This window comes from Kitasatospora sp. NPDC059812, assembly GCF_042732075.1.
GTDB lineage: Bacteria > Actinomycetota > Actinomycetes > Streptomycetales > Streptomycetaceae > Kitasatospora.
The window spans coordinates 79376-104999 of sequence record NZ_JBHWIO010000012.1 but is presented as its reverse complement, the minus strand read 5'-3'; the positions used below and the strand labels follow the sequence as shown (position 1 = coordinate 104999).

The 25624-nt window shown below is 72.7% G+C and carries 18 protein-coding genes and 2 pseudogenes; 9 read left to right on the top strand and 11 right to left on the bottom strand.

Features of this window, described 5'->3' with window-relative positions:
• Nucleotides 1-219: 219 nt before the first annotated feature.
• From typA to ACFV6D_RS09235, 8 genes are all read right to left on the bottom strand, one after another.
• Complete coding sequence (gene typA / locus ACFV6D_RS09270) at nucleotides 220-2124, bottom strand: translational GTPase TypA (RefSeq protein WP_063347962.1); 1905 nt, start codon at nucleotides 2122-2124, stop codon at nucleotides 220-222.
• Between the two features lie 272 nt (nucleotides 2125-2396).
• On the bottom strand, nucleotides 2397-4256 hold the full coding sequence (locus ACFV6D_RS09265) for an ABC transporter family substrate-binding protein (protein ID WP_380559008.1): 1860 nt from the start codon (nucleotides 4254-4256) through the stop codon (nucleotides 2397-2399).
• A 103-nt stretch (nucleotides 4257-4359) separates the two neighbouring features.
• Nucleotides 4360-6969 (bottom strand): SpoIIE family protein phosphatase, encoded by a 2610-nt coding sequence (locus ACFV6D_RS09260; protein ID WP_380423917.1) that lies wholly within the window; start codon nucleotides 6967-6969, stop codon nucleotides 4360-4362.
• Between the two features lie 254 nt (nucleotides 6970-7223).
• Nucleotides 7224-9977 carry a SpoIIE family protein phosphatase gene (locus ACFV6D_RS09255; RefSeq protein WP_380559006.1) on the bottom strand — a complete coding sequence of 918 codons (2754 nt, stop codon included), beginning with the start codon at nucleotides 9975-9977 and terminating at the stop codon, nucleotides 7224-7226.
• 179 nt (nucleotides 9978-10156) lie between these two features.
• Entirely contained in the window at nucleotides 10157-10573 is a 417-nt protein-coding gene (locus tag ACFV6D_RS09250; RefSeq protein ID WP_063347964.1) for an NUDIX domain-containing protein, read from the bottom strand.
• 10 nt (nucleotides 10574-10583) lie between these two features.
• A complete protein-coding gene (locus tag ACFV6D_RS09245) occupies nucleotides 10584-10772 on the bottom strand; it encodes an SPOR domain-containing protein (RefSeq protein ID WP_380559004.1) in 189 nt (62 codons plus the stop codon).
• Nucleotides 10773-10951: 179 nt separating this feature from the next.
• Nucleotides 10952-12304, bottom strand: coding sequence for a DUF4190 domain-containing protein (locus ACFV6D_RS09240; RefSeq protein WP_380559002.1), 1353 nt, complete (start codon nucleotides 12302-12304; stop codon nucleotides 10952-10954).
• Nucleotides 12305-12553: 249 nt separating this feature from the next.
• A complete protein-coding gene (locus ACFV6D_RS09235) occupies nucleotides 12554-13372 on the bottom strand; it encodes a methyltransferase domain-containing protein (RefSeq protein ID WP_380559001.1) in 819 nt (272 codons plus the stop codon).
• A gap of 160 nt (nucleotides 13373-13532) precedes the next feature.
• On the opposite strand from ACFV6D_RS09235, the pseudogene ACFV6D_RS09230 reads away from it, so the two are divergent.
• The 6 genes and pseudogenes from ACFV6D_RS09230 to ACFV6D_RS09205 all read left to right on the top strand — a co-directional run bounded on the left by ACFV6D_RS09230 (nucleotide 13533) and on the right by ACFV6D_RS09205 (nucleotide 18591).
• Nucleotides 13533-14680: pseudogene (locus tag ACFV6D_RS09230) on the top strand (dihydrofolate reductase family protein).
• A gap of 57 nt (nucleotides 14681-14737) precedes the next feature.
• Nucleotides 14738-15403: an HAD-IA family hydrolase gene (locus tag ACFV6D_RS09225; protein WP_380558999.1), complete on the top strand. Its 666-nt coding sequence runs from the start codon at nucleotides 14738-14740 to the stop codon at nucleotides 15401-15403.
• Between the two features lie 90 nt (nucleotides 15404-15493).
• On the top strand, nucleotides 15494-15763 hold the full coding sequence (locus ACFV6D_RS09220) for a type II toxin-antitoxin system Phd/YefM family antitoxin (protein ID WP_380558997.1): 270 nt from the start codon (nucleotides 15494-15496) through the stop codon (nucleotides 15761-15763).
• Nucleotides 15756-16020 (top strand): annotated as a pseudogene (locus ACFV6D_RS09215) (type II toxin-antitoxin system RelE/ParE family toxin). Before ACFV6D_RS09220 ends, ACFV6D_RS09215 begins: the two are co-directional and overlap by 8 nt.
• Before the next feature lie 526 nt (nucleotides 16021-16546).
• Nucleotides 16547-17962: an AAA family ATPase gene (locus ACFV6D_RS09210; RefSeq protein WP_380423923.1), complete on the top strand. Its 1416-nt coding sequence runs from the start codon at nucleotides 16547-16549 to the stop codon at nucleotides 17960-17962.
• Nucleotides 17959-18591 carry a hypothetical protein gene (locus ACFV6D_RS09205; RefSeq protein ID WP_380423924.1) on the top strand — a complete coding sequence of 211 codons (633 nt, stop codon included), beginning with the start codon at nucleotides 17959-17961 and terminating at the stop codon, nucleotides 18589-18591. Before ACFV6D_RS09210 ends, ACFV6D_RS09205 begins: the two co-directional genes overlap by 4 nt.
• Before the next feature lie 468 nt (nucleotides 18592-19059).
• On the opposite strand, the gene ychF is transcribed toward ACFV6D_RS09205, so the two are convergent.
• Entirely contained in the window at nucleotides 19060-20133 is a 1074-nt protein-coding gene (ychF, locus tag ACFV6D_RS09200; RefSeq protein ID WP_063347971.1) for a redox-regulated ATPase YchF, read from the bottom strand.
• Between the two features lie 230 nt (nucleotides 20134-20363).
• Here ychF and ACFV6D_RS09195 point away from each other — a divergent pair, with 230 nt between their 5' ends.
• A complete protein-coding gene (locus tag ACFV6D_RS09195) occupies nucleotides 20364-21026 on the top strand; it encodes a DUF6542 domain-containing protein (RefSeq protein ID WP_380558995.1) in 663 nt (220 codons plus the stop codon).
• 22 nt (nucleotides 21027-21048) lie between these two features.
• Here the strand turns inward: ACFV6D_RS09195 and ppgK are convergent, their stop codons facing one another.
• Together ppgK and ACFV6D_RS09185 are read right to left on the bottom strand one after the other, a co-directional pair.
• A complete protein-coding gene (gene ppgK / locus ACFV6D_RS09190; RefSeq protein WP_063347972.1) occupies nucleotides 21049-21795 on the bottom strand; it encodes a polyphosphate--glucose phosphotransferase in 747 nt (248 codons plus the stop codon).
• Nucleotides 21796-21963: 168 nt separating this feature from the next.
• Nucleotides 21964-22938: a 4-hydroxy-3-methylbut-2-enyl diphosphate reductase gene (locus tag ACFV6D_RS09185; protein ID WP_063347973.1), complete on the bottom strand. Its 975-nt coding sequence runs from the start codon at nucleotides 22936-22938 to the stop codon at nucleotides 21964-21966.
• Between the two features lie 87 nt (nucleotides 22939-23025).
• Here ACFV6D_RS09185 and ACFV6D_RS09180 point away from each other — a divergent pair, with 87 nt between their 5' ends.
• On the top strand, nucleotides 23026-24390 hold the full coding sequence (locus ACFV6D_RS09180) for an APC family permease (RefSeq protein ID WP_380374720.1): 1365 nt from the start codon (nucleotides 23026-23028) through the stop codon (nucleotides 24388-24390).
• Between the two features lie 10 nt (nucleotides 24391-24400).
• Nucleotides 24401-25621, top strand: coding sequence for an exodeoxyribonuclease VII large subunit (xseA, locus tag ACFV6D_RS09175; protein ID WP_063347975.1), 1221 nt, complete (start codon nucleotides 24401-24403; stop codon nucleotides 25619-25621).
• Nucleotides 25622-25624 lie beyond the last annotated feature (3 nt).

The window sequence follows — 25624 nt, the reverse complement described above, 5'->3', positions numbered from 1 at the left end:
TCGAAAACCGGACATAAGAGACATAGCCAGACAGGCACCAAACGGACAGTCGTCATGAATGACGAACTGTCACGTTCGCTCAGCGGACACCTGGGAGTGATGAGCGCTATTCCGTTAATACGCCCGTCGACAACTTGGAGTAGTTGAAAAAGTTCGCCCCCCTCTCCATGGGAAAGGGGGGCGAAGCATTCCGGCCAAAGGCCGGTCAAGCCGTCCGGATCACGCCTTCTTGGCGCGCGAGGCGGTGCGGCCGCGGTCCTTCGCGTCGAGGACGACCTTACGGATGCGAACCGTCTCCGGGGTCACCTCGATGCACTCGTCCTCGCGGCAGAACTCCAGCGACTGCTCCAGCGAGAGCTTGCGCGGCGGGACGATCGACTCGGCCACGTCTGCGTTCGAGGAACGCATGTTGGTGAGCTTCTTCTCCTTGGTGATGTTGACGTCCATGTCGTCGGCGCGCGAGTTCTCGCCGACGATCATGCCCTCGTACACCTCGGTGCCCGGCTCGCAGAAGAGCACGCCGCGCTCCTGGAGGTTGGTCATCGCGAAGGCGGTGACCACACCGGACCGGTCGGCGACCAGCGAACCGTTGTTACGGGTCGTCAGGGTGCCGAACCACGGCTCGTGGCCCTCGTGGATCGAGTGCGCGATGCCGGTGCCGCGGGTGCTGGTGAGGAACTCGGTCCGGAAACCGATCAGACCGCGGGACGGGACGACGAACTCCATCCGGACCCAGCCCGAGCCGTGGTTGGACATGTTGTCCATCCGGCCCTTGCGGACGCCCATGAGCTGCGTGACCGCGCCCATGTGCTCCTCCGGCACGTCCACCGTGAGGCGCTCGACCGGCTCGTGGGTCTTGCCGTTGACCTGCTTGGTGACGACCTGCGGCTTGCCGACGGTCAGCTCGAAGCCCTCGCGGCGCATGGTCTCGATCAGGATGGCCAGCGCCAGCTCACCACGGCCCTGCACCTCCCAGGCGTCCGGGCGCTCGGTCTCCAGGACGCGCAGCGAGACGTTACCGATCAGCTCGCGGTCCAGGCGGTCCTTCACCTGGCGGGCGGTGACCTTGCGGTCCACCTTGCCGCTGGACTTCGCGTCCGCGCCCTTGCCGCTGCCGCCACGGCCGACCAGCGGCGAGGTGTTGGTGCCGATGGTCATCGAGATGGCCGGCTCGTCCACCGTGATCAGCGGCAGCGCGATCGGGTTCTCCGGGTCGGCGAGGGTCTCGCCGATCATGATCTCGGAGATGCCGGCGACGGCGCAGATGTCACCCGGGCCCGCCACCTCGGCCGGCTTGCGGGTGAGCGCCTCGGTCATCAGCAGCTCCGAGATGCGGACGCTGGAGATGGTGCCGTCGCGCTTGATCCAGGCCACGGTCTGGCCCTTGCGCAGCTCGCCCTGCTCGACGCGCAGCAGCGCGATGCGGCCGAGGAAGTTGTCGGCGTCGAGGTTGGTGACGTGGGCCTGGAGCGGCGCGTCGGCCTCGTAGGTCGGGGCCGGGACGTGCTCCAGCAGGGTGGAGAAGAACGGCTCCAGGCTGGTGCTGTCGGCCGGGACGGTGCCGTTCTCCGGCTTGGTCAGCGAGGCGACGCCGTCACGGGCACAGGCGTAGACGATCGGGAACTCGATCTGGTCCTCGTCCGCGTCCAGGTCCAGGAACAGGTCGTAGGTCTCGTTGATGACCTCGTCGATCCGGGAGTCCGGGCGGTCCGTCTTGTTGATGCAGAGGATGACGGGCAGCCGGGCGGTGAGCGCCTTGCGGAGCACGAAGCGCGTCTGCGGCAGCGGGCCCTCGGAGGCGTCGACCAGCAGGACGACGGCGTCCACCATCGACAGACCGCGCTCGACCTCGCCACCGAAGTCGGCGTGGCCCGGGGTGTCGATGATGTTGATGGTGATCGGCGCGCCACCATCCTTCGGGTGGTACTTGACGGCGGTGTTCTTCGCGAGAATGGTGATGCCCTTCTCGCGCTCCAGGTCGTTCGAGTCCATCATCCGGTCGTCGAGGTGCTGGTGGGCGGCGAAGGCGCCGGCCTGCTTCAGCATGGCGTCGACCAGAGTGGTCTTGCCGTGGTCGACGTGGGCGACGATAGCGACGTTGCGGATGTCGTTGCGCGTGGGCATGCCTAGCTGATTCTCCTGGAATCGTGGGTTGCGGCGCCCGGCCGCGAGACGCCGACCAGCGATCCCTTTGGATCGCCGCCGCCCGTTCCGCCTGCTACTACCGGTCCACCCGCCGTGGCAACGGACATGCCTCGGCTTCCTCCTATCGTACGGGGAAGCGCCCAGGTGAGCAGAAACGGGCAGGTCGGGCGGGATCAAGATCACAGACAGGTCACCCGTTCGTCACCCGGTGTTCGCTCTCCGACCGGCTCCGACGGGCCCGGGGAACGGGCTCAGCCGCTCCACCCCACGTCCTGGAAGCGCGGCCAGCCGTACCCCCAGACCCCGGCGCCCGCGACGCCCGCCCGGACGCCGACCAGCTCGGGCCGCTGGTAGAGCGGCACCGAGTGGCCGAGCTGCCAGATCCGCACGTCCGCCTCCTGGAGCAGGCCGAGCCGGGCGGCCGGGTCGAGCTCGGCGGTGGCGCGGTCGAAGAGCCGGTCGATCTCCTCGGTTCCGCTGCGGGCGTAGTTGCTGCCGAGGTCGAGGGTGCCGTCGGCGTCGGGCCGGGGCTTGGCGTAGACGGGCCGCTGCTCGCTCGCCGGGCTGGTGCCGGCGGGCCAGGAGAACAGGGCGAGGTCGTACTCCCCGGCGGCCAACTGGTCCTGGACGAAGGTGTCGGCGGACGCCGTCACGGCCTTCACCTCGACACCGGACTCGCCGAGGTCGGCGGCGAGCGCGTCGGCGGTCCGCTTGGCGGTCGCGGAGCCGGCCGGGACGAGCAGGGTGAGGGTGAGCTCCTTGTCGTCCTTGGTGCGGGTGCCGCCGGTGTCGGGCCGCTTCCAGCCCGCCTCGTCGAACAGCCGGGCGGCGTCGGCCGGGCCGGCGGCCGCACTGTTGTCGCGGTAGCCGTCCTGGTCGCCGGCGAGCAGGTGGCTGCCCAGCGGGGCGCCGGGCAGGCCGAGCGGGGTGAGCGCGGCGTCGGCGATCCGCCGCCGGTCGACGGCGCGGGTCAGGGCGAGCCGCAGGGCCGGGTCGGCGAGCGGGCCGTGGGCGGAGTTGAGGGTGAGCTGGGTGAGCGAGGCGCCGACGGCCCGGTGCACGATGACGCCGTGCAGTCCCTCGGCCCGCCGCAGGGCCAGCGCCGCGGCCTCGGGTGCGGCGCCCGGGGGCGCCGCCTCGGCGGTCGGCGTGCCGGAGGCGGCCGGGGTGTCGGTCGGCACGGCGGTCGGCGCGGCGGAGGCGGTGGGCGTGGCGGAGGCGGCCGGAGCGGGCGCGGGCACCGCCTGGTCCACCGCCGCGGTGAGCGGGGCGATGTCCAGCCGGTTCTGGTCGAGCGCGTCCAGCCGGCCCTCCGGCGGCGCGGCGATGAACTCGATCCGGTCGGTCTTCGGCTGGTCCCCCCACCACCGCGGGTTGCGGGCGAGGACGACCTGCCCGCCCGCGGCGTCGTACCCGGAGACGGTGTACGGCCCGGCGCTCAGGTGCTCGCCGCCGGTCAGCGCCCGGTTGAACGCGGCCGGGGTGGCCGTCTCGGCCGCCGGGTAGAGCGGGCCGAACAGCGAGCGCCATTCGGCGTACGGGCGCCGGAAGGTCACCCGGACTTCGTGCGGGTCGGCGCCCTGGGCGATCGCCTCGATGGCGTCGTACCCGGTCGGGCGGCCGCCCTGGTAGGCCGGGTCGAGGCCGGAGAGGGCGGCCCGCTGGGCGGTCAGGTCGGCGGCCGTGAGCGGGGTGCCGTCGCTCCAGACCGCGCGCGGGTTGAGCCGGTAGGTGACGACCTGCGGCTGCTTCCCGGGCGGGGTGGACTCGGCGCCGACCAGGTAGTCCGGGTCGGGGACGAGCCGGCCGTGCCCGTCGGGCCGGAACAGCGAGGGGTAGAGGGCGTGCGCGAGCAGTGCCGAGTCGGCGGTCGCCTCGCCCTGGTAGACGTTGAGCGTGGCCGGGACGCCGTCCACGGCCCAGCGCAGCTTGCCGCCGCCCCGGACGGCGGTGCGGTCGGCGGTCCGGACGTCCCCGGTGCCGGAGGTGGGGTCGGCCGAGGCCGGCGCGGGGTCGGGGGTACGGGCCGGATCCGGGCCGTCGGAGCAGCCGCCGAGGCCGGCGGCGAGCAGCAGCGCGACGGCTGCGGTGGTGAGCTGGCGGACGCGCATGGCGGCCATGGAACGCCGTCCGGGTGCCCGGGCCCGGGCCGACACGGCGGACCGCCCGCCGACTGCACCCGGACGGCCGAACCTCCGAGGGCCTCCAGCCGCCCTAGAGCCCCAGCTCGAACCAGACGATCTTGCCCTTGGGCGTCCGCCGACTGCCCCAGCGCTCGGCCAGCAGGCTGACCAGTTGCAGGCCGCGCCCGCCCTCGTCGGTCTCCTGGGCGCGCCGCTGCCTGGGCTGGGCGTAGCCGTCGTCCCAGACCTCGCAGACCAGGCCGCGATCGCGCAGCAGCCGCAGCCGGATCTCGCCCCGGCCGTGCTTGAGCGCGTTGGTGACCAGTTCGCTGACCAGCAGCTCGGTGGTGTCCACGAGCTCCTCCAGGCCGCGGGTCAGCAGCCAGCTGCAGGCCAGCTCGCGGGCCTTGGCGACGGAGGTGGGCTCGGGCGGCAGGAACCAGTTGCCGACGGCGTCCTCGGGGAAGGCGTGCACCTTGGCCATCAGCAGGGCGATGTCGTCCTCGCCGTGGTGCGGGTTGAGCTCGCCGAGGACGTGCTCGCAGAGTTCTTCGAGGCCCTTGCCCTTGGCCGACAGCGCGGTGCGGAAGCCGCGCAGGCCCTCGTCCAGCTGGTGCTTGCGGCTCTCCACCAGGCCGTCGGTGTAGAGGCCGAGGATGGCGCCGTCCGGGAGGGTCAGCTCGACCTCCTCGAAGGGCTCGCCGCCGACGCCGAGCGGCAGGCCGGGCGGGACGTCGAGCATCCGGGCGGGTTCGCCGGGGCTGAGCAGGACGGGCGGCAGGTGGCCGGCGTTGGCGATCCAGCAGCGCCGGGTGACGGCGTCGTAGACCGCGTAGACGCAGGTGGCCAGGTAGACCTCGCGGGCCTCCTCGTCGGCGGCGGAGGTGAGCCGGCCGTACGGGGTGGGCGGGCCGGCCGCCACGGTGTCGCCGCCGAGGCCGCGGGCGATCTCGTCGAGGGCGGTGAGCACCTCGCCGGGCTCCAGGTCGAGCATGGCGAGGGTGCGGACGGCGGTGCGCAGCTGGCCCATGGCGACGGCGGCGCGCAGGCCGCGCCCCATCACGTCGCCGATGACCAGGGCGGTGCGGTTGCCGGGCAGCGGGATGACGTCGAACCAGTCGCCGCCGACCTCGGTGTTGTTGTTGCTGGGCAGGTAGCGGCAGGCGATCTCCAGGCCGCTGGCGGCCGGGTTGCCCGGGGGCAGCAGGCTGCGCTGGAGGATCAGGGCGCGCTCGTGCTCGCGGCGGTAGAGCCGGGCGTTGTCGATGCAGACGGCGGCGCGGGCGACGAGTTCCTCGGCGATGGCGACGTCGCGGGCGTCGAAGGGCTCGCTGCCGATCGCACGGGAGAGCTGGACGAGGCCGAGCACCTGGTCGCGGGCGACCAGCGGGACGATCAGGGTGGAGCGCAGCAGCGGGTCGGGCCCGGGCTCGGGGACGACGCTGCGGCCGGTGCGCAGCGCCCGGGCGTGCGGGGAGCGTCGCGGGTAACAGAGGGTGCCGCCGGCCTCGGCGATGGGCAGGCCGGTGACCGAGCCGAGCACCGAGGAGGCGCCGCCGATGACGCTGGAGACGGCGACCCGGCGCAGTTCGCCGCTGCCGTCGGTGAGCACGGTGTCGCCGAGCCGGCCGGCGCTGGGCACGGTCTCGCCGGAGAGCAGCGCGGTGTACAGGTCGACGGTGGCGAGGTCGCAGAACGGCGGGACGACGACGTCGAGCAGTTCCTTGGCGGTGGTCTCCAGGTCGAGGGTGGAGCCGATGTGCGCGCTGGCCTCGTTGAGCAGGGCGAGGTTGCGGCGGACGCCGTCGGCCTCGCGCTCGGCGACGTGCCGGCTGGTGACGTCGGAGACCTGCCCGGCGAGGCCGATCGGCTGTCCGGCCGCGCCGTTGAGGCGGTACAGCGAGACGGCCCAGAGCCGGTTGCCCTCGCGGGTGGGGACGGCGCCGTGGAAGCGCAGGTCGAAGACGGGCTCGCCGGTGGCGAGGACCTTGCGCAGGGCGGCGGTGAGGCGGTCGGCCTCGGACGGCGGGAAGAGGTCGTGCGGGGTGAGGCCTTCGAGGTCGGTGGGGGCCAGGCCCATGCCGGAGGCGAAGGCGTCGTTGACCCGCTGGAGGCGCAGCCGGTCGTCGAAGAGGATGAAGCCGGTGGGTGTCTGCCCGAAGACGGCCTCGGAGGCGGCGAGGTCGGTCTCGACCCGGCGCAGTCGGCCGAGGTCGACGGCCAGGCAGGTGGCGCCGGCGGTGGGCAGGGCGCTGTCGGGCATCAGGTAGAGCTCGGCGAGGCCCTCGCCGCCGGCGGCGTCCCGGTAGGGGGCGGTGCCGACCCACTCCTCGCCGGCCAGGGCGCGTTCCAGCCGCGCGCGGCCGCGCTGCCAGAGTTCGCGGGGGACGAAGGTGGTGATCGGGTCGGCGCCGACGGCGTCGGGGGCGGGGACGCCGAAGAACTCGGCGGCGCGCTCGCTCCACTGGCTGATCCGGCCGTCGGGGCCGATGGTGAAGGTGGCGACCCGGATGTAGTCGTAGATCGACCCGGGGCCGCCCGCGCCCCACGGGTGGTCCGCGGCCCCGGGGTGGTGACCGAGGCCCACGGGGCCGGCGCCGGGCGGGTCCGCCGGTACGGGCAGGTGCGGTGAACCGGCCTGCCCGGGCACGACAGCATGACCGCTGCTGCTCGGCGCGTTCCGCGCCGGGGTGCTGTTCAACGGACCGACCCCTCCAACCCGCGACCGTCCGGATGTCGAGAAGACCGAGTATTCATCATCGAGGGGTACGTTCACACGCCCTCAACATCACAACATCAGATCGGGCGAAGGTTTTTGTCCTACCGCCCGCGCAACCACAATGCCACGTCCGCGCCCCCTTCCGGGCTGCGCGCTCCCCCCGGCCACCTGCTGGCATATGCGGTTCCGTCCTCCTCGCCCCCGCTCGGGCTCACGCCCCCGACCCGCTGCGCTCCCTATGACTCGTCGGGCTCATTACCCGGCAGCGTCTGCTCGAACCAGACCACCTTGCCGATGCCCTCGGCCCGGGCACCCCAACGCAGTGCCAGGCGACGGACCAGTTCCAGGCCCCGGCCGCCCTCGTCGGCCTCGGCCGCGTGCCGCTCCCGGGGCGGGTCGGGCAGCGGGTCGGAGATCTCGACCAGCAGCGTCTCGCCGAGCGTCAGCCGCACGCCGATGGGGGCGCTGGCGTACCGGACGGCGTTCGTGACCAGCTCGCTGACCAGCAGCTCCGTGGTGTCGGTGAGCTCCTCGACACCCCACTCGGCAAGCGCGGAGCGGACCAGCCGACGGGCCCGGGAGACGGCGGTGGGCTCGGCGGGCAGGGTCCAGCCGACCGTCGGGGTGCCGGCCTGGCCGTGGCCGAGCCGGGCCAGCAGCAGCGCGACGTCGTCCGGCTCGCGGCCCTGCTCCATGGTGCCGAGCACGGCCTCGCAGGCGGCCTGGATGGAGGCGTGCGGCTCCTGGAGCACGGTGACCAGCCGGCCGAGACCGACGTCGAGGTCCTTGTCCCGGGACTCGACCAGGCCGTCGGTGCAGAGGGCAAGCAGGCTGCCCTCGGGGATCTTCAGTTCGACGGATTCGAACGGGACGCCGCCGACGCCGAGCGGGGCGCCGGAGGGGAGGTCGAGGATCCGGCCCGCGCCGCCGCGCAGCGGGCCGCCGGTCCGGGTCGGCTCCCCGCCCTCCTCGCCCGGCACCACCAGGACGGGCGGGATGTGCCCGGCCTTGGCGACGGTCAGTCTGGCCGTCCCCGGGTCGAACACCGCGTAGACGCAGGTGGCGAGCAGCGCCTCGTCCGGGCCCTGGGCCAGGTCGTCGGCCAGTTCGTGGACGTGCCGCAGCAGGACGTCCGGCGGCAGGTCGAGGGCGGCCAGCACCCGGACGGCGGTGCGCAGCCGGCCCATGGTGGCGGCGGCCCGCAGTCCGTGGCCCATCACGTCGCCGACCACCAGCGCGGTGCGGTCGCCGGGCAGCGGGATGACGTCGAACCAGTCGCCGCCGACCTCGGCGCCGCTGCTGCCGGGCACGTACCGGTAGGCGACCTCGACGCCGGTGGGCTGCGGGACCTGCTGCGGGAGCAGGGTGCGCTGGAGGGTGAGCGCGGCGGTGCGCTCGCGGGCGTACAGCCGGGCGTTGTCCAGCGAGCTGCCGGCCCGGTCGGCCAGCTCGACGGTGAAGGCCAGGTCGTCCCGGTCGAAGCCCTCCCGGTAGCCGCCCCGGCTTACCAGCAGCAGGCCGATCACGATGCCGCGGGCGCGCAGCGGGACGACCAGCATGGAGTGCACGCCCAGGTCGTGGGCGGCCTGCGTCTTCGGGTCGCCGGGGTACGTCACGTCGTCGAGCTGGTCCGCGCCGGAGAGCAGTTCGGGGACGCCGGTGCGCAGCACCCGGCCGCAGGCGGAGTCCTCGGCGAAGGTGATCCGGGCGCCGCGGCGGAGCATCACCTCGACCTCGGGGCCGTCCTGGACGGAGGCGGTGCCGAGCTGGAGCAGCGAGGTACGGCGGTCGTGGCCGTGCCGGGGCAGGTCGTCGCCGTGCGCGACGGCCTGCAGCAGGATCACCGCGGAGTGGTCGGTGAGCCGGGGGACGACGGAGCTGGCGAGCTCCTGGGCGATCCTGGCGGCGTCGAGCAGGTCGCCGACCCGGGAGCCGAACTCGTTGAGCAGCGAGAGCCGGCGCCGGGCGTGCTCGACCTTGGCGACGGCGCGGTAGCGCTCGGTCACGTCCATCACGGTGCCGGAGATGCCGAGCACCCGGCCGGAGCGGTCGGTCATCCGGCTGTAGGAGATCGAGCGGTAGCCGGAGCGGGCGGTGACCGGGGAGGCCAGGGTGACGTCGATGACCGGCTCGCCGGTGGCCAGCACCTGGCGCTGGATCGCGGTGACCTCGTCGGCGGCCCGCTCGGGCAGGGTCTCGCCGGTGGTCCGGCCGACGTGGTCCTCCAAGGCGACGCCGTTCATCTCGGCCAGGGTCTGGTTGACGGCGGTGTAGCGCAGCTCGGTGTCCATGATCGCGATGCCCAGCGGGGACTGCTCGAACAGCGCGTCACGGACGGCGAGGTCGCGCTCGACGGCCCGGACGGCGGCCGCCTCGGCCATGTTGACCTGGAGGAACGGGGTGCCGTCGCCGTCCACCAGGAGGGAGATCCGGGCGTCCACCGCGATCGGCACGCCGTCCCGGTCGCGCAGTTCGGCGTTGCCGGCCCAGCGGCCGTGGCGCAGGGTGTCCTGGATCGCGGCCCGGATCCGGCCGACCTGCTCCTCGTCGGGGATCAGCTCGTCGATCCGGCGGCCGACCAGCAGCTCGTTCGGCCAGCCGAGCAGTTCCTCGGCGGCCGGGCTCCAGAGCACCACCCGGCCCGCGGTGTCCAGGATCGCGATGGCGACCTTCAGCATGTCGAGCAGGCTGCCCTCGCCCGGCACGCCGGGGCCGTACGGGGCGTCGGACGGCCCGCCGGGGAACGGTCGGGCGGGCCGGCTGCGCAGGCCGGGCTGGGGGCCCGGGTCGGAGACGGGGACAGCCAGGGCCGGCGCCGGCTGGTCGGGTCGCGGGACGTCGGGGGCATCGGCGGCGTCCCGCCGACGGCGGCCGGCCGGCGACTGCGGGGCGGCGGGCTGGGCACTCCGGCGCAGCCGGGCACGGGCGGCTGCGCTCCCCGCGGCGCCTGTCCGCCGTGCTCCTCCGCCGCCGTTCCCGGTACTCGACACCGACGGGGCCTCCGGCTCTGGTCGGGATCGGCGTCGCCGGCTGGGGCGGCTCACCGATGGTGACGAATAGTGCCGAAAAGTGACATACCCAGCAGAACCCAGGCTATCCCGGCCGCCGGGTCGTCTTGTCTGATTGACCTACCCCGTACCCCGCGCGTCGCACACCGGCTCAGGCCGCCCTATGCATGGAGCAACCGGGCGACGTGCGGCAGGACGTCGCGGTCGTGCTCGATCCAGTCGACGCTGTCCAGCTCGGCCGGGCCGAGCCAGCGCAGCTCGTCGTGGTCCTCCAGGGGACGGGGGTCGCCGGCCAGCAGCTCGGCCGCCCAGAAGCGCAGCTCCAGACCCGGCCGGACGCTCCACGCGCCCGGCAGCCGCTCCAGCGCCCGCGCCCGGACGCCCAGTTCCTCCAGCAGCTCCCGCTCCAGCGCCTGCGCCTCGGTCTCGCCGGGTTCGGCCTTCCCGCCCGGGAACTCCCAGCGCCCCGCCACCGCCGCGGGCGCGCTGCGCCGGGCGGCGAGCACCCGGCCCCGGTGGATGAGGGCGCCGCCGACGACGATCCGGGGCTCGACGGGGTTCTCGCTGGCCTTGTCCATGGGCCCGACCTTAGGGCGTGTCCGCCCCCGCGCCGTCCGCAGCCTCGGCCTCGGGCTCGGCCTCGACCCAGTACAGCTGCTTGTGGCCGCGGGCCTCGAACTCGGCCGCCAGCCGCTCCGCCGCGAGGCGGTCGAGCCCGCCCGCGACCAGGAAGCGGTTGCCGTTGTCGTCCTGCCGCATCACCCGAAAGGCGCTCATGGCGGGGAGCGTATCCCCGGCCTGCGTGGGGGTCGGGCCGGGGATCCGCCCCCACGACGCTACGGACAGCTCGCTACCGGCAGGTACGGGCGCGGTTAACGGCGGGTAACCCGGCCGCGCCCGGCGGCTCAGAACCGTCGGCGGCTCAGACCCCTCGGCGGCTCAGACCCCTCGGCGGCTCAGACCTGGAGGTCGGGCACCTGCTCGCCGGTGGACAGGCCGAGCCCGCGCCGGATCTCGATGCTGAGCGGCACCGACTTGGTCACCAGCGCCCGGGCCCGTCGGACGTCGCCCTCCAGGTCGTCGCCGGAGGCCGCCGCGTCCCAGGCGGTCGCGGCCGCCTCCTGGGCCGCGGCCAGCTTGCGGACCGCCGGCTTGACCTCGGCAGGCCACGCCGCCGACGCCTTGTTCAGCGCCGTGGCCTCCGCGTGGGAGGCGGTGGACATCCGCCGGGCCCACGTCCGGTACTCGGACGACGCGTCCGCGAAGCCCTTGCTCGGCTGCTCCGCGTAGGCGTCGTTGAAGCCCCGGACGGCCTCCAGGTAGGCCAGCTGGGCGGGGTTCAGGCTGCCCCGGTCGGTGCGGACCGTCCCCAGGTGCTCGCCGTCGCGGTCCTCGAACGCGCAGGTGACGTAGCGGTCGCCGGACCTCCAGTTGCCCCGCGTCGGGTAGAGGTAGACGTCGTCCATGCCGTCCGGGATCGCCCACTGGTCGAGGGCGTAGTCGTCGAGCACCGTGCGGCACAGGTCGGCGGCCTGCAGGCGGACCGTCGCCTCGCCCGGGTAGGACGGGCCGTCGCTCGCCGGGATCCGGGCGGTGCCGGCCACCTCGCCGTGGTGCGCGGCCGAGCACGGCACCCGGCGGACCCAGTAGAGCGTCTCGTCGCCGCCCTCGGGGTCGGCCCGGCTGCCGTTCTCGGGGGTGTTGTAGCAATCCCCGGACTTCAGCGCGGCCCACGGGACGGATCCGGCCGGGGCCTTCGTGGACTGGTCGAACCTGCCGCCCCCGGGGAACTCGAAGGTCGAACCGGCCACGGCGAGCGACAGCAGCACCGTGCCGACCACGCCGAGCACCAGGCCGGTCACCGCCATGCCGAAGCCGCGCTCCTTGCGGCGGTTGATCTGGACCAGCGCGATGATGCCGAACACCAGGGCCACCGGCGCCACCACGACCAGGCCGGTCACCAGGGCGGCGACCGCGAAACCGTTGGTGACGGGGGCGGGCCGGGGGTAGGGGAAGCCGGGCTGGAGGCCGGACTGTGCGGCGGGCGGCACCGATGCCCAGCCGCCGGCGGGCAGCAGCGGGGGCGGGGGCTGCGGCGGGGCCTGCGACGGCAGGGGCGCGGCCCACGGGTTGGCAGGCACGGGCGGGGCGGTCGGCACGGGCGGGGCGGCGGGCGCGGGAGGCTCGGGCTGCGCCTGCTGCTCCGCCTGCTCCGACTGCCCCGTCCGCTCGGCCTGCTTCGCCGTCGCGGCCTCGTGGGCCGGTATGCGGGGATCGGCCGCGGGCGGCTCGGACGCAGGCTTGGACACGTGGACTCCCCCGGCCCGCCGGTACGGGCATCGACTCGGCAGCTCGACTCGTCGGCTCGCCCCCTCCAGCAGCGGGCCGGACGGGCCCGAACGGCCCCGGTACGAGCGGACGCGCGACTTTACCCGATCTTTCCGAACGCCCGCGCGACCGTTTCCCCCACCCCGTCGCCTCGCCGCCATCTGCGGGGCCGCCCTGGCCCGGCCCCGATCTCGACCCTGCCCCCGGTCCTGCCCCGACCCTGCCCCCGGTCAGCCGCGCGCCAGGATCTCGCCGTGCAGCATGGAGAACCAGCCGTCCCCGGCGGCACTCCACTCCTGCCAGCCGGCCGCGATCCGCGCCAGTTCGGTCCGGTCCGCGAAGCCCCGCTCCACCGCCGTCCGACCGATGGCGGAGCCGGTCACCCGGTCCGCCCACATCCCGCCCCACCAGGCGCGCTGCTCGGGCGTCGTGTACGTCCAGGTGGTGGCGGTCGCGGCGATGTCGGTGAAGCCCGCCGCCCGCGCCCAGGACAGCAGCCGCCGCCCGGCGTCCGGCTCGCCGCCGTTGGCGCGGGCGATCCGCTCGTACAGTTCCAGCCAGCGGTCCAGCGCGGGCGCCTCGGGGAACCAGGTCATCGACGCGTAGTCGACGTCCCGGGCCGCGACCACACCGCCCGGCGCCGCGACCCGGCGCATCTCGCGCAGCGCGGCCACCGGGTCGGCCACGTGCTGCAACACCTGGTGGGCGTGCACCACATCGAACTCACCTTCCTGGTGTGGCAGTTCGTGGACATCGGCGATCTCGAACACGACATTGGACAGGCCCCGGCCGGCCACGTACGCGGCGGCCTGCTCCAGCACCTCGCCGGAGGTGTCCACGGCCACCACGCGACCGCCCGGGCCGACCAGCTCGGCCAGGTCGGCGGTGATCGTGCCGGGCCCGCAGCCGATGTCCAGCAGCGCCTGCCCAGGGCGCAGTTCGGGCAGCAGGTAGGCGGCCGAGTCGGCGGCCGTCCGGGAGCGGTGCGAGCGCAGCACGGCCTCCTGGTAGCCGTGGGTGTAGACGGTGGCGGGCTGCTGTCCGGTCATGGTGTCCCCCTGGGGCGTGGTCGGTTTCCGCGACGCCTTCGACGCTAGCGGACGTTCCGGATGTCGAGAAGATTCGTCTCACCTGTCGATCACCCGGCGACTGCACCACCCCCGGCGGCCGTACCGTGGGGGCGCACCCGAGAGAACGGTCCCCCCGCCCATGCCCGGCCAGCGCCCCTTCGTCATGCTGAGCGCCGCAATGTCCCTCGACGGCCACCTCGACGACGCCTCCCCCGACCGCCTGCTGCTCTCCAACCGGGCCGACTTCGACCGGGTCGACGCCGAGCGCGCGGCCGCCGACGCCGTCCTGGTCGGCGGCAACACGCTGCGCGCCGACAATCCGCGCCTACTGGTCAACGACCCCGCACGCCGGGCCGCCCGGCTCGCGGACGGCCGCGCCGAGTACCCGCTGAAGGTGACGCTCAGCGCGAGCGGCGCGCTCGACGCCGGCCTGCGCTTCTGGCACACCGGCGGCGCCCGGCTCGCCTACACCACGGACGCCGGCGCGACCGTGCTGCGGCCCCGCCTGGACGGGCTGGCCGAGGTGGTCGCGCTCGGCGGCGCGGTGGACCTCGGCGCGGTGCTGGACGACCTGGGCGCGCGCGGGGTGCGCCGACTGATGGTCGAGGGCGGCGGCGGCGTGCACACCCAGTTCCTGGCCCAGGGCCTGGCGGACGAGCTCCAGCTGGCGGTCGCCCCGCTGCTGGTCGGCCAGGCCGAGGCGCCGAGGTTCGTCCGCCCGGCCGCGTTCCCGGGTGGCCCGGCCCGGCGGATGCGCCTGCTGGAGGCACGTACGGTGGACGACGTCGTCCTGCTCAGGTACGCCCCGAAGGAGCCCGCCCCGTGACCGGAGCCCGTCCCGCGACCACCGACCTCGACCACCTGCGCCGGGCCGTCGAACTCTCCCGCCGCTGCCCGCCGTCCGCGACGGCCTTCTCGGTCGGCGCGGTGATCGTCGGCGCCGACGGCGAGGTCCTGGCGGAGGGCTACAGCCGGGAGGGCGACGCGCACGACCACGCCGAGGAGGCGGCCCTCGGCAAGCTCCCGGCCGGCGACCCGCGGCTGCGCGGGGCGACCGTCTACAGCTCGCTCGAACCGTGCGGACAGCGCGCCTCGCGGCCGGCGCCGTGCGCCCGGCTGCTGATCGCGGCGGGCGTGCCGCGGGTGGTGGTGGCCTGGCGCGAGCCGGACCTGTTCGTCGCCGACTGCCAGGGCACGGCCCTGCTGGCGGCGGCCGGGGTCGAGGTGGTGGAGCTGCCGGAGCTCGCCGAGGCGGCCCGCGCGGTCAACGCCCACCTGCTCGGCTGATCTTTTGTATCATCGGGGAACAAAGAGCTCGTCCTTCCTTGCCCGAGGAGCAGCCCCATGCCCACCGCACCCCTCCAGCTGACCGCTCGCGCCCTCCTCCTGGACATGGACGGCACCCTGGTCAACTCCGACGCCGTGGTCGAGCGCTGCTGGCACCGCTGGGCCGAGCAGCACGGCCTCGACCCCGTCGCCGCACTGGCCGTCGCCCACGGCCGCCAGGGCCACGCGACGATGGCCGAACTGCTGCCCGACCGCCCGGTGGAACTCAACCTCGCCGACAACCGGCGGATGCTCGCCGCCGAGCGCGCCGACACCGACGGCGTCGTCCCGATCCCCGGCGCCGCCGCCTTCCTCGCCGCCCTGAACGGCCTGCCGCACGCCCTGGTCACCTCCGCCGACGAACCGCTCGCCCGCATCCGGATGGGCGCCGCCGACCTGCCGATGCCGCCCGTCCTGGTCACCGCCGAGTCCGTCGGCGCCAGCAAGCCCGACCCGGAGGGCTTCCTCAAGGGCGCCGCCGCCCTCGGCTTCGCCCCCGCCGACTGCCTCGCCTTCGAGGACTCCGACGCCGGCATCACGGCCGCCCGCGCCGCCGGCATCCGCGTCATCGGCATCGGCCCCCGCGCCACCGCCCACCGACCCGACGCCCACGCCGCCACCCTCGACAACATCACCGTGACCACCACACCGGACGGCACCCTGACCATCAGCATCCACCCCTGACCGAACCCGCCGCCACGGCGGCCTACCGTCACGCCGCAAGGCCGCCCGACCGCATTGTGTGCACATGGAACACTCGGCACTCTTGAGCGCATGACGCAGCCCTTGCCCGTAAAGTCCATCCGCGACGTACGCGCGCACCTGGCCGAGGTCGTGGAGCGCGCCGACCGGGACGACGTACCCACGGTGATCACGCGCCGAGGCAAAGAAGTCGCCGCCGTGGTGTCCATCGAGGTACTTCGGAAGTACCAGGAGTGGGAAGAGCGCGAAATCAACCGGACCATCGACGAGCGCATGGCGAATCCGGCGGCCGGCATCCCGATCGAGGACGTCATGAGGGAGACGCTGGCGCGCAATGAGTGAGTTCCGGACGGTAGGCCGACCCGAGGCTCAGGGCCGAACTCCGGAAGATCCCTCACGACATGGCGCTGCGCATCCTGGCCAAGCTGGCTGAACCGGAGACCGATCCCCTCGGCTTCAACACCACTGCGCTCGTCTCCCAGCCCGAGCGTCGCCGCCTGCGCGTCGGCGACTACCACGTCGTCTACACGATCGACAACGGGGAATTGGTGATCTGGGTCATCCACGTGGGACATCGGTCCACCGTTTACGAGGCCTGATGACCGCGGACCCGGCGTCAGAACATCCAGCACCCATCCAGCACGATGACGCGGAAGGGGCCGGACTCGACAGAGCCCGGCCCCTTCCGACCTGCACATTCGACCAATCAGTCAACTCGTAGCAACCAGACGGCTACACGTTGAAGCGGAATGTCGAGCACAGAGCTCCGACCTGAGGAAACGTGACTTCGGAGGGGGCCATCCCAGCACCATCCCAGCACGGGAGAGGCGTCCCAGCACGCCCTGCCACCCTGACCCCCTCCGCGAACAGTTGACGTAGCGAGCAACTCGGAAACCTCGGCCGCGCGAAAATTCGGCCCCCGTCAGTCGTTGGAGGTGGCCGCAGACTACCGTTCGTCGCCAGGCTCATCCACGGCTAGGAGGACTGCGAGCCACAGACCGGCAGACTGGGGAAGACGAGGCGGCGCGGGCTCTCATCAACGATGTGGAGAGCAACCGACACACGTAACGGCCCTCCTCGCCAGTAGGCTTGGGCGGATCCGCCCGGCGAGCTTCCGGAGACAGCATGCTGACCCGCATCGAAGTCCACGGGTTCAAGAACCTCCTGGACCTGTCCATCGACTTCGGACCCTTCACCTGCATCGCAGGGGAGAACGGCACCGGCAAGTCGAATGTTTTCGACGCCATCCAGTTCCTCTCCCTGCTGGCCGACCAGTCGATGATGGAAGCGGCCCAAGAGGTCCGGGGCGTACACGGTGAGCGCCAGGGTGACCCTCGTGACCTCTTCTGGAAGGGCTTCGAGCCTGGCCATCACCGGATGCGATTCGCCGCCGAGATGATCGTCCCGCTCAACGCGGAGGACGACTTCGGCCGGGCCGCGAAGGCCACGACCACGTTTCTGCGGTACGAGTTGGAGGTCGGCTACCAGGAGCCGTCCGGCCTAGACCGTTTCGGCCGCCTCACCCTCCTCCATGAGACGCTGAGTCACATCACCAAAGGCAAGGCCCCCCGGCACCTTCTCTTCCCCCACAGCGTGAAGGACTTCCGCAACAGCGTCATTCAGGGCCATCGCAGCGGCGCCCCCTTCATCTCAACGACGACCGAATCCGGCGAGTCGGTGGTCAAAATCCACCAGGACGGTGGCAGTCGGGGCCAGCCCAAGCCAGCCGCAGCGTCCCGTGCACCCGCAACAGTCGTCTCCACCATCACCAGCAGTGACGACCCCACCATCCTCGCGGCTCGCCGTGAGATGCAGTCCTGGCGACGGCTAGCTCTTGAGCCGTCGGCTCTGCGCAGGTCCGACCGCTATGTCGACCCACAGGTAATGGGCGCCGACGGCTCCCACCTCCCCGCGACACTCTTCCGTGTGGCCCACGGCACTCCCGGCGCGGATCCCAGCCAGATCTACGCCAGGCTGGCGGGACGTCTATCGGACCTGACCGGTATCCATATCCGCGATCTGGATGTCGATCAGGACGAGGTCCGGCAGCTCCTCACAGTCAACGTACGCGAGGTGGCCGGCATGACGCTGCCCGCCCGTAGCCTCTCCGAGGGCACCCTGCGCTTCCTGGCCTTGTGCGTCCTGCTCGAAGACACGTCCGTAAGTGGTCTGATCTGCATGGAGGAGCCCGAGAATGGCATCCATCCCGCGAATCTCAACGCCATGGTCGCCCTTGTCCAGGACCTTGCCGTCGACCCGTCAGAGGAACCTGGAACAGACAATCCGTTCCGGCAGGTACTGATCAACACACACTCACCCGGGGTCGTACAACTCGTCGAACCTGAAGACCTCTTGTTCGCCGACACCGCTATCCACATGGCCGAGAACGGCTCTCTGAACCGGGCTCTCCGCCTGCGTCCACTGGCCGAGACGTGGCGGGCCACGAGGGCGGGAGGCGACTTCGTGACAAAGGCAGACATCCTGCCGTACCTCACCACACCCATCGGAGCGCAGCTCACGCTGGACTGGGGGGTCGCGTGACCGCCCGCGTTCTGTTCATTGGTGAGGGCAGCAGCGACAACGGCCTCGTACCGCACGTCGAATCCATTGCCGTGCGCAGGGGGCTCGATGTCTCGATCACCGTCCCTGACTTCGGCCTACTGCGGCCACCGCCCGGCCATTCCGTCCGGGACAAACTGCGGGCAGCCCGTAAGTTGCACGGAACCTACGACTTGGTTGTGGTGCAACGGGATGCCGACCGGGGTCCCGCCCAGGACCGCAGGAACGAGATCGAAGAGGCAGTGTGCGCCGAGTGGCCCGGTCTCCGGCACGTCGCTGTAGTACCTGTCCGCATGCTGGAAGCCTGGCTGCTTCTCGATGAGGCATGTCTGCGCCAGGTCGCCGAGAACCCGAGCGGCCGCGTCAGCCTTGATCTCCCCAAGGGCATCGCGGCAGAAAAGGTCGCCGACCCTAAACAGCTCCTCAAGGACTCGCTCGCGCAGGCAAGCGAGTACAAAGGACGCCGCCTCTCCCAGTTCCAGAAGCGCTTCTCACAGCACCGGCTGCGCATGCTCGAACTTTTGGACCCGGAGGGCCCGGTGACCTGCCTTCCGTCATGGCAGGATTTCGTCAAGGATCTAGACGAAGCGTTCGAGATACTCAACGACTGACCTAGCCCAAACCGCACAACTACCTTCAGGTGCAGCAAACTTCACGCGCAGCCGCCCCACGGCCAGTCGCCTCGTCGATGTCGGCCCAACAATATGCTGCGTCCGCATGATCGGGGCCGCCCTTCCCCACGCACACTTGGCGAGAGCGTCCTGGCTACGGCCGTGCGTGATCGCCGGCCGACGGCGCGGAGGCGACCGAAAGTAGGCGCCGCGGCAGCAGCCGTCTCTTGAGCATGAGGTAAGCGTCCTCTGTGATCAGAGGGCGTCTGTCGAGCTGCGGTCGCTTATCTCACAAGCCTTACCGAGCCCAGCACGGTAAAGGTGAGCAGGGACGAAAATTGGTGACACGGGCTCAGATTTCCCAGCACCATCCCAGCACGGGAAACAAGCAGGGCCCGACTCCGTAGAGCCGGGCCCCTTGTGACCTGCATGTTTGCCAAGTCAGCGACGTGGTGTTATTTCATCCGCTTAGACGTTGAAGCGGAACTCCACCACGTCGCCGTCCTGCATGATGTATTCCTTGCCCTCGATGCGGGCCTTGCCCTTGGAGCGGGCCTCGGCGATGGAGCCGGTCTCGACCAGGTCGGCGAAGGAGATCACCTCGGCCTTGATGAAGCCCTTCTGGAAGTCGGTGTGGATGACTCCGGCGGCCTCGGGGGCGGTGGCGCCCTTCTTGATGGTCCAGGCGCGGGTTTCCTTGGGGCCTGCGGTGAGGTAGGTCTGCAGGCCGAGGGTGTCGAAGCCGACCCGGGCGAGGGTGGCGAGGCCAGGCTCTTCCTGGCCCATCGACTGGAGCAGCTCCAGGGCCTCGTCGTCGTCGAGCTCGATCAGCTCGGACTCGATCTTGGCGTTGAGGAAGATCGCCTCGGCCGGGGCGACCAGCTCGCGCTGGACGTTCTTGAAGTCCTCGTCGGCCAGCTCGGCCTCGTCCACGTTGAAGACGTAGAGGAAGGGCTTGGCGGTCAGCAGGTGGAGGTCGCGGATCGGGGTGGTGTCGAAGCCGGCCTCGAAGAGGGTCTTGCCGGTCTCCAGGACCGCCTGCGCGGCCTCGGCGGCGGCCAGCACGGGGGCGGTCTCCTTCTTCAGGCGCGCCTCCTTCTGGAGCCGCGGCAGGACCTTCTCGACGGTCTGGAGGTCGGCCAGGATCAGCTCGGTGTGGATGGTCTCGATGTCGTCCTTGGGCGACACCTTGCCGTCCACGTGCACCACGTCCGGGTCGGTGAAGGCGCGCACGACCTGGCAGATCGCGTCCGACTCGCGGATGTTGGCGAGGAACTTGTTGCCCAGTCCCTCGCCCTCGCTGGCGCCGCGCACGATGCCGGCGATGTCGACGAAGTCGACGGTGGCCGGGAGGATCCGCTGGGAGCCGAAGATCTCGGCGAGCTTGGCCAGCCGCGCGTCCGGGACGCCGACGACGCCGACGTTCGGCTCGATGGTGGCGAACGGGTAGTTGGCCGCCAGCACGTCGTTCTTGGTCAGGGCGTTGAACAGGGTCGACTTGCCGACGTTCGGCAGGCCGACGATTCCGATCGTGAGCGACATGAAGCGCAGTCCCGTGGGCTTGGAGGAGTTGGGTCGGCACCGTGCGGGCCGACCCCCAAGTCTACGGGCAGCGCCTCACGCCCCGGTCGCCGCCGGGAGGGGCTTCAGGAACTCCGGCGGGGTGCCCGGGGGGCTGGGCCGGACAGGTCAGGCCGCTGAACGACGATCACATCAGCACTCCGCCAGGAGACACGGGACAAGACCTGAACGGTCCATTACACAGTGTGGCGATGATCGGACCGTACGTTGGGCGGGTGGAGCAGAGCATCCGTACCCAGCCGCCAGGGCCCAGACGCCGACCGCCGAACGGCGCGGCCGGGGCCGCCGTCCCCGGGCCCGGCCGGGCTCCCGAGACCGCCGGAGCCCCCGCAGCCCCCGCCGCCGCCCCCGCCGCCCGGCTACGCCCGGTAGCCGGGCCGCCCGCCGCCGCCCGCCCGGCCACCCCCAGGCTGCGGTTGCGGCTGCCGCTGCCCGGACGCTCCGAGACCCCGCTGTACGGGCGGCGCCGGACCGGACGGCCGACCCGGCTGACCGCCATCGGTACGGGCGTGGCCGCCGTGCTGGCGACGCTCGCCGTCGCGGGCCTGGACCGGCTGCTGTTCGACGGCCTCGGCTGGCTGTTCGGCCTCGGCTACCTGGTCGTCTGCTTCCAGCTGGCCGTCCGGGTGCGCTACGTCGACCTGCTGGCCGCACCGATCAGCGGGCCGATCGCCTTCGCGCTGGCGCTGCTGCTGCTCGGGCCGGTCACCTCCTCGGGCGTCACCGCCCAGGTGGTGGCGCTGGCGACCGGGCTGGCGCTGCGGGCCGGCTGGCTGTTCTCCGGCACCGGGCTGGCCGCGCTGATCGTGCTCGCCCGGTTCGTGGCCCAGCGCCGGATTCAGCGCTCCCGCTGAGCGGCGCCTCGGGCGGGCGGCCTCAGCCCGCCGCCCGGGCCGCCGCCATGGCGGCGCCGACGATGCCCGCGTCGTTGCGCAGCTCGGCCGGCACCACCCGCGCCTCCCGCTCCCGCAGCAGCGGCAGGAACTTCTCGTGCTTGCGGCTCACCCCGCCGCCGATCACGACCAGTTGCGGCGAGAACAGCATCTCGACCAGGTCCAGGTACTCGTCGACCCGCCCGGCCCACTGCTCCCAGGTCAGCCCGTGCCGTTCCTTGGCGGCCGAGGAGGCCCGGCGCTCGGCGTCCTTGCCGCGCAGTTCCAGGTGGCCCAGTTCGGTGTTGGGCACCAGCACGCCGTCGACGAAGAGCGCGCTGCCGATGCCGGTGCCGAAGGTGAGCACCAGCGCCACGCCCGACTGGTCGCGCCCGGCGCCGTGCACGGTCTCGGCGAGCCCGGCCGCGTCGGCGTCGTTGAGCACGGTCGCGGGCAGGTCGAGCGCCTCGCGGAACAGGCCCGCGGCGTCCAGGCCGATCCAGCCCTTGTCCACGTTGGCGGCGGTTCTGGTCCGGCCGCCGACCACCACGCCGGGGAAGGTGAGCCCGACCGGGCCCTGGTGGTCGAACTGGCGGACCACCTCGCAGACGGCGGCGACCACGGCCTCGGGGGCGGACGGCTGCGGGGTGAGCACCTTGTACCGCTCCTGGGCCAGCACGCCCCGGGCGAGGTCGACCGGGGCGCCCTTGATGCCCGAACCGCCGATGTCCACGCCGAATACCGCCGTCATCACGTCCACCCTCCGCCGGGGCCGCGGACCGCTTGTCCACAGCCTGTGCACAAAACTACGAGAGGGCACGGGTGGACGCACAGCAGAAAACCCGGCAACCCCGAGGGGGGTGCCGGGCTCTGCGCGAAGGGCCTGGGAGCGGTCCGGGGAGCGGCCCCCGGACCGGCCCTACAGCTTGCCCGCCGCCTCGGCGCGCAGGTCGCGGCGCAGTTCCTTGGGCAGCGAGAAGATCAGGTGCTCCTCGGCGGTCTTGACCGTCTCGACCGTGTCGTAGCCGCGCGCGGCCAGCCACTCCAGCACGCCCTCGACCAGGATCTCCGGGACGGAGGCGCCGCTGGTCAGACCGACCGTGCCGACGCCCTCCAGCCAGGCCTCCTGGACCTCCTCGGCGAAGTCCACCAGGTGGGCGGCCTTGGCGCCGTACTCCAGGCCGACCTCGACCAGGCGGACGGAGTTGGACGAGTTCTTGGAGCCGACCACGATCAGCAGGTCGGTCTCGGGGGCCATCTGCTTGACCGCGACCTGGCGGTTCTGGGTGGCGTAGCAGATGTCGTCGCTGGGCGGGCTGACCAGCGCCGGGAAGCGCTTCTTCAGCTCGCCGACGGTGGCCATGGTCTCGTCCACCGACAGGGTGGTCTGGGACAGCCAGACGACCCTGGACTCGTCCCGGACCCGCACGTTGGCGACGTCCTCGGCGCCGTCCACCAGGTGGATCCGGTCCGGGGCCTCGCCCATCGTCCCGACGACCTCCTCGTGGCCCTCGTGGCCCACCAGCAGGATGTCGAAGCCCTCGTCGGCGAAGCGCACGGCCTCCTTGTGCACCTTGGTGACCAGCGGGCAGGTGGCGTCGATGGTGGCCAGCCGGCCGGCCTTCGCCTCGTCGTGGACGGCCGGCGCGACGCCGTGCGCGGAGAAGACCACGATCGAGCCCTCGGGCACCTCCTCCGTCTCGTCGACGAAGATCGCGCCCTTCTTCTCCAGGGTCTGCACCACGTACTTGTTGTGGACGATCTGCTTGCGGACGTAGATGGGCGCCCCGTACTGCTCCAGGGCCTTCTCCACGGCGATCACGGCGCGGTCGACACCCGCGCAGTAGCCCCGGGGGGCGGCGAGCAGGACACGGCGCGGCGCGGTGTTGGACATGGCTCCATCGTACGGGCGGCGCCGAGCCGCGCCGACGGGAGGCACTTTCCGGACAGACCCGGTCGTCGGTGCTCAAATGTGGTGTCTATGAGCTCTGCGAACGGGCAAACGGAACCGGGCGGCCTGCGCCGCAGCCTGAGCGTCCGCGACCTGATGGTCTACGGCCTGCTGTTCATCGCTCCGATGGCACCGGTCGGCGTGTTCGGCGTCCTGGACGCCAGGAGCCACGGCGCCGTCGCCACCGTCTACCTGGCCGCGACCGTCGCGATGGGCTTCACCGCCTTCTCGTACGCCCAGATGGTGCGCGCGGTGCCGCAGACCGGCTCGGTGTTCGCCTACGCGCGGGCCGGGCTGGGCGAGGGGCCCGGGTTCATCGCCGGCTGGATGGCGATGCTCGACTACCTGCTGATCCCGGCGGTCGCCTACCTGTTCTCCGGGATCGCGCTGAACTCGCTGGTGCCCGGCGTCTCCCGCTGGGTCTGGACGGCGCTCGCAGTGGTGCTGACCACCGCGCTCAACCTGATCGGCGTGCGGACGGCGGCCGTGGTCGGCTTCGCGGTGCTCGCCCTGGAGATCGCGGTGCTGGCGGTGTTCGTCGCCGCGGCCGTGGTGGCCCTGGTCCAGGGCGGCGCCCGGCGCGGCTGGGACACCCCGTTCACCGCCGTCGGCGCCTTCTCGCTGACCGCGGTGATCTCGGCCGTGTCCGTCGCGGTGCTCTCCTACCTGGGCTTCGACGCGATCGCCACCTTCGTCGAGGAGGCGGTCGGCGCCTCGGCGGCGGTGGCCCGGGCCGTGCTCTGGTGCCTGGCACTGGCCGGGGTGCTGTTCGTCACCCAGACCTACCTGGCGGCACTGCTGGAGCCGCTCGGCCCGCAGCAGCTGGCGGCCGACCCGGCGGCGCAGGGCTCGGCCTTCTACGACACGGTGGAGAGCGGGGTCGGGCACTGGCTGCACGTCCTGGTGGCGGCCAGCAAGGCGATCGGCGCGGCCTTCGCGGCGCTGGCCGGGCAGGCGGCGGCCGGGCGGCTGGTCTACGCGATGGGCCGGGAGGGACGGCTGCCGCGCGTCCTCGGCACGGTCGACCCGGCCACCGCGGTGCCGCGCCGGGCGCTGCTGGCGGCCGCGGTGATCACGATGGCCGCGGCGGTCTGGGCGGCCAACCGGGACGACGGGCTGGACCAGCTGACCTCGGTGGTCAACGTGGGCGCGCTGACCGCCTTCGCGCTGCTGCACGCCTCGGTGATCGGCTGGTACACGGTGCGGCACGGCTCCCGGGACCGGGTGCGGCACCTGCTCGTCCCGGCCCTGGGGATCGCGGTGATCGCCGCAGTGGTCTACGAGGCCTCGACGACCGCGCAGCTCGTCGGGCTGATCTGGCTGGCGGTCGGGCTGGTGGTGCTGGGCGTCCAGGGCTCCCCCGCTCCGGGCGGCCCTGTCGGCCGACGCCGCTAGCCTCATACGCATGGCCAACACCAGCTCCCCCGAAGCCCCGATCCCGGTCGGCAAGGTCTCCGCGCTGATCGGCGGCTGGATCGACCGGCTCGGCGCGGTCTGGGTGGAGGGGCAGATCACCCAGCTCAGCCGCCGGCCGGGGGCGGGCGTGGTGTTCCTGACCCTGCGCGACCCGCAGGCGGACGTGTCGCTCACGGTGACCTGCTTCCGCTCGGTGTTCGACCAGGTCGCGGACGTGGTGCAGGAGGGCGCGCGGGTCGTCGTGCACGCCAAGCCGGAGTGGTACGCGGCGCGCGGGCAGCTGTCGCTGCGGGCCTCGGAGATCCGGCCGGTCGGGCTGGGCGAGCTGCTGGCCCGGCTGGAGCAGCTGAAGCGGCGGCTCGCCGGGGAAGGCCTGTTCGCGGCCGAGCGCAAGCGCCCGCTGCCGTTCCTGCCGCAGTGCGTCGGGCTGGTCACCGGGCGCGGCTCGGCGGCCGAGCGGGACGTGCTGGAGAACGCCCGGCGGCGCTGGCCGGCCGTCCGCTTCGAGGTGCGCAACGTCCCGGTGCAGGGGGTCAGCGCGGTGGAGCGGGTGAGCGCGGCCGTCCGGGAGCTGGACGAGCACCCCGAGGTGGACGTGATCATCGTGGCCCGCGGCGGCGGCAGCGTCGAGGACCTGCTGCCGTTCTCGGACGAGGGGCTGGTGCGGCTGGTCGCGGCCGCCCGTACGCCGGTGGTCAGCGCGATCGGCCACGAGCCGGACCAGCCGCTGCTGGACTTCGTCGCCGACCTGCGCGCCTCCACCCCGACCGATGCCGCCAAACGGGTGGTTCCGGACGTCGGCGAGGAGCTGGCCAAGGTCCGCCTGCTGCGGGACCGTGCCCGGCGGCACGTCCTCGGCCGGGTCGAGCGCGAGCAGCACGGGCTGGACGGCGTGCGCAGCCGCCCCGCGCTGGCCGCCCCGCACCGAATGCTGGACGGGCGCGGCCAGGAGGTCACCGCGCTGCTGGAGCGGGCCCGGCGCACCCTGCGGCACCGGCTGGACCACGCGCAGAGCGACCTCGGGCACACCCTCGCCCGGGTGGTCGCGCTGTCCCCGGCGGCCACCCTGGAGCGCGGCTACGCGGTGCTCCAGCGGACGGACGGCACGGTGGTGACCGACCCGGCGCAGGTCACGGCCGGCGAGGGGCTGCACGCCCGGGTCGCGGGCGGGGCCTTCGACGTCGCGGTGGCGGACGGTCAGGGCTCGTAGGAG

Excerpts from the sequence above, each read along its gene's own strand:
- typA (WP_063347962.1), bottom strand. The coding sequence starts at position 2,124 with ATGCCCACGCGCAACGACATCCGCAACGTCGCTATCGTCGCCCACGTC.
- ACFV6D_RS09265 (WP_380559008.1), bottom strand. The coding sequence starts at position 4,256 with ATGCGCGTCCGCCAGCTCACCACCGCAGCCGTCGCGCTGCTGCTCGCC.
- ACFV6D_RS09250 (WP_063347964.1), bottom strand. The coding sequence starts at position 10,573 with ATGGACAAGGCCAGCGAGAACCCCGTCGAGCCCCGGATCGTCGTCGGC.
- ACFV6D_RS09245 (WP_380559004.1), bottom strand. The coding sequence starts at position 10,772 with ATGAGCGCCTTTCGGGTGATGCGGCAGGACGACAACGGCAACCGCTTC.
- ACFV6D_RS09235 (WP_380559001.1), bottom strand. The coding sequence starts at position 13,372 with ATGACCGGACAGCAGCCCGCCACCGTCTACACCCACGGCTACCAGGAG.
- ACFV6D_RS09225 (WP_380558999.1), top strand. The coding sequence starts at position 14,738 with ATGCCCACCGCACCCCTCCAGCTGACCGCTCGCGCCCTCCTCCTGGAC.
- ACFV6D_RS09220 (WP_380558997.1), top strand. The coding sequence starts at position 15,494 with ATGACGCAGCCCTTGCCCGTAAAGTCCATCCGCGACGTACGCGCGCAC.
- ACFV6D_RS09210 (WP_380423923.1), top strand. The coding sequence starts at position 16,547 with ATGCTGACCCGCATCGAAGTCCACGGGTTCAAGAACCTCCTGGACCTG.
- ychF (WP_063347971.1), bottom strand. The coding sequence starts at position 20,133 with ATGTCGCTCACGATCGGAATCGTCGGCCTGCCGAACGTCGGCAAGTCG.
- ACFV6D_RS09195 (WP_380558995.1), top strand. The coding sequence starts at position 20,364 with ATGATCGGACCGTACGTTGGGCGGGTGGAGCAGAGCATCCGTACCCAG.
- ppgK (WP_063347972.1), bottom strand. The coding sequence starts at position 21,795 with ATGACGGCGGTATTCGGCGTGGACATCGGCGGTTCGGGCATCAAGGGC.
- ACFV6D_RS09185 (WP_063347973.1), bottom strand. The coding sequence starts at position 22,938 with ATGTCCAACACCGCGCCGCGCCGTGTCCTGCTCGCCGCCCCCCGGGGC.
- ACFV6D_RS09180 (WP_380374720.1), top strand. The coding sequence starts at position 23,026 with ATGAGCTCTGCGAACGGGCAAACGGAACCGGGCGGCCTGCGCCGCAGC.
- xseA (WP_063347975.1), top strand. The coding sequence starts at position 24,401 with ATGGCCAACACCAGCTCCCCCGAAGCCCCGATCCCGGTCGGCAAGGTC.